Origin of the sequence: Enterobacter sp. 03-F-07-AD-ECC (assembly GCF_047530935.1) — a bacterium.
In the GTDB taxonomy this organism is placed as follows: Bacteria; Pseudomonadota; Gammaproteobacteria; order Enterobacterales; family Enterobacteriaceae; genus Enterobacter; species Enterobacter cloacae.
The window spans coordinates 1-2797 of record NZ_JBLKBZ010000059.1 but is presented as its reverse complement, the minus strand read 5'-3'; the positions used below and the strand labels follow the sequence as shown (position 1 = coordinate 2797).

Here is a 2797-nt window from a genome sequence, read left to right as displayed (position 1 = left end):
GTCACGCTGAAAATGCCGGCCTTTGAATGGGTTCATGTGCAGCTCCATCAGCAAAAGGGGATGATAAGTTTATCACCACCGACTATTTGCAACAGTGCCTCTCGATAGGTATAGTGTTTTGCAGTTTAGAGGAGATATCGCGATGCATACGCGGAAGGCAATAACGGAGGCAATTCGAAAATTAGGAGTCCAAACCGGTGACCTGTTGATGGTGCATGCCTCACTTAAAGCGATTGGTCCGGTCGAAGGAGGAGCGGAGACGGTCGTTGCCGCGTTACGCTCCGCGGTTGGGCCGACTGGCACTGTGATGGGATACGCGTCGTGGGACCGATCACCCTACGAGGAGACTCTGAATGGCGCTCGGTTGGATGACAAAGCCCGCCGTACCTGGCCGCCGTTCGATCCCGCAACGGCCGGGACTTACCGTGGGTTCGGCCTGCTGAATCAATTTCTGGTTCAAGCCCCCGGCGCGCGGCGCAGCGCGCACCCCGATGCATCGATGGTCGCGGTTGGTCCGCTAGCTGAAACGCTGACGGAGCCTCACGAACTCGGTCACGCCTTGGGGGAAGGGTCGCCCGTCGAGCGGTTCGTCCGCCTTGGCGGGAAGGCCCTGCTGTTGGGTGCGCCGCTAAACTCCGTTACCGCATTGCACTACGCCGAGGCGGTTGCGGATATCCCCAACAAACGATGGGTGACGTATGAGATGCCGATGCTTGGAAGAAACGGTGAAGTCGCCTGGAAAACGGCATCAGAATACGATTCAAACGGCATTCTCGATTGCTTTGCTATCGAAGGAAAGCCGGATGCGGTCGAAACTATAGCAAATGCTTACGTGAAGCTCGGTCGCCATCGAGAAGGTGTCGTGGGCTTTGCTCAGTGCTACCTGTTCGACGCGCAGGACATCGTGACGTTCGGCGTCACCTATCTTGAGAAGCACTTCGGAGCCACTCCGATCGTGCCAGCACACGAAGCCGCCCAGCGCTCTTGCGAGCCTTCCGGTTAGAGGCCGTCGACAATGATAATCTGGATCAACGGACCTTTCGGCGCCGGAAAGACGACTCTCGCTGAGCGGCTGCGCGATCGGCGTCCGAAATCGCTGATCTTTGACCCTGAGGAAATCGGGTTCGTGGTGAAAGAAACGGTCCCCATACCAGCGAGCGGAGACTATCAGGATCTCCCCTTGTGGAGGGGACTTACGATCGCTGCGGTCAGCGAGATTCGCAGGAATTACTCGCAGGACATCATCATCCCAATGACGCTCGTGCACCCGGACTATCTGACTGAGATACTCGACGGGTTAAGGCAGATCGACGATCAGCTGCTGCACATCTTTCTGATGCTTAACGAGGACCTATTGCGTCACCGGATCTCGAACCAGACCATGCATCCTGACCCGAATCGGAATGCGGAGATTCGAGAGTGGCGATTAGCGAATGTCGCCCGATGCTTGGCCGCAAGGGAACGGCTTCCGTCCACAACCCGTGTTCTCGATAGTGGTGCACACACCAGCGATGAACTTGCAGCGATGGTGCTCGACAGACTCGATCAGCGCACCTGATCGCCTTAGAGCTGGCTCGGGAAATCTGCACAGCGGGGATAAGTGGAGTTTCTGCCTGACTTCGGCTTAGATGCCGGGAACAGGAGAGACCATGACGAGACGACCGCGCCGGAACCATAGCCCGGCTTTCAAGGCGAAGGTGGCACTTGCCGCCATCCGAGGTGAGCAGACGCTGGTGGAGTTGTCCCAGCAGTTCGATGTGCACGCCAACCAGATCAAGCAATGGAAAGACCAGCTCCTTGAGGGGGCGACAGGTGTGTTCGGCGATGAAACGAAAGCGGAGCCGTCGGGTCCGACCATCGATGTCAAAACGCTGCACGCGAAAATCGGCGAACTGACACTGGAGAACGATTTTTTATCCGGTGCGCTCGGCAAGGCGGGATTGCTGGGCGGAAAGAAATGATCGACCGCGAGCACAAGCTATCCGTCGTGCGCCAGGCGAAGCTTCTCGGCTTCAGCCGTGGCAGCGTCTACTATCTGCCTCGTCCGGTGTCTGACGGCGATCTGGCCCTTATGCGCCGGATTGACGAATTGCATCTCGACTACCCCTTTGCCGGAAGTCGGATGTTGCAAGGGCTCTTGAGAGGAGAAGGTCTGGAGACCGGGCGGCGACACGTCGCCACGCTGATGAAGAAGATGGGCATCAAGGCGATCTACCGCCGCCCGAACACCTCGAAACCAGCGCCAGGGCACATACGAAAGCTGGCAGTCACCCGGCCCAATCAGGTGTGGGCAATGGACCTGACCTACATCCCCATGGCGCGGGGATTTGTCTATCTGTGCGCCGTCGTGGACTGGTTCAGCCGGAAGGTCTTGTCATGGCGGTTGTCGATCACGATGGAAGCAGCCTTCTGCATCGAGGCGGTGGAGGAGGCACTTGCCCGTCATGGCAGGCCGGAAATCTTCAATACCGACCAGGGATCGCAGTTCACCTCCATCGACTTCACCGCCGTGCTGAAGAGGTCACAGATTGCCATCTCGATGGATGGCAAGGGTGCGTGGCGAGACAATGTCTTCGTCGAGCGGCTCTGGCGTTCGATCAAATACGAGGAAGTCTACCTCCATGCCTACAAGACTGTGTCCGAGGCACGCGCTGGCATCGCCCGATATCTGAACTTCTACAACACCAGACGCCCACATTGGCACTGTTGCAAAGTTAGCGATGAGGCAGCCTTTTGTCTTATTCAAAGGCCTTACATTTCAAAAACTCTGCTTACCAGGCGCATTTCGCCCAGGGGA

General features: G+C 57.5%; 3 protein-coding genes. All 3 read left to right on the top strand.

The genetic code is table 11. The features are described from left to right. Positions 1-142: 142 nt before the first annotated feature. The gene (gene aac(3)-IIe, locus ACMWKA_RS25570; RefSeq protein WP_000557452.1) at positions 143-1003 is read left to right on the top strand and encodes an aminoglycoside N-acetyltransferase AAC(3)-IIe; all 861 of its coding nucleotides are present in this window, start codon (positions 143-145) and stop codon (positions 1001-1003) included. A 12-nt stretch (positions 1004-1015) separates the two neighbouring features. Continuing rightward, positions 1016-1558, top strand: a complete 543-nt coding sequence (locus ACMWKA_RS25565) for an AAA family ATPase (protein ID WP_002063889.1) — start codon at positions 1016-1018, stop codon at positions 1556-1558. A gap of 91 nt (positions 1559-1649) precedes the next feature. Further along, positions 1650-2797, top strand: a protein-coding gene (locus ACMWKA_RS25560) for an IS3 family transposase (protein ID WP_370737431.1) whose coding sequence is annotated in 2 segments (ribosomal slippage) — positions 1650-1917 and positions 1917-2797 — 1149 coding nt annotated over the 2 segments. Because the reading frame shifts where the segments join, the coding sequence is not laid out codon by codon here. This gene is flagged as partial in the annotation.

What these genes read in the sequence shown, in the direction of transcription:
- ACMWKA_RS25565 (WP_002063889.1), top strand. Translation starts at nt 1,016, where the DNA reads ATGATAATCTGGATCAACGGACCTTTCGGCGCCGGAAAGACGACTCTC.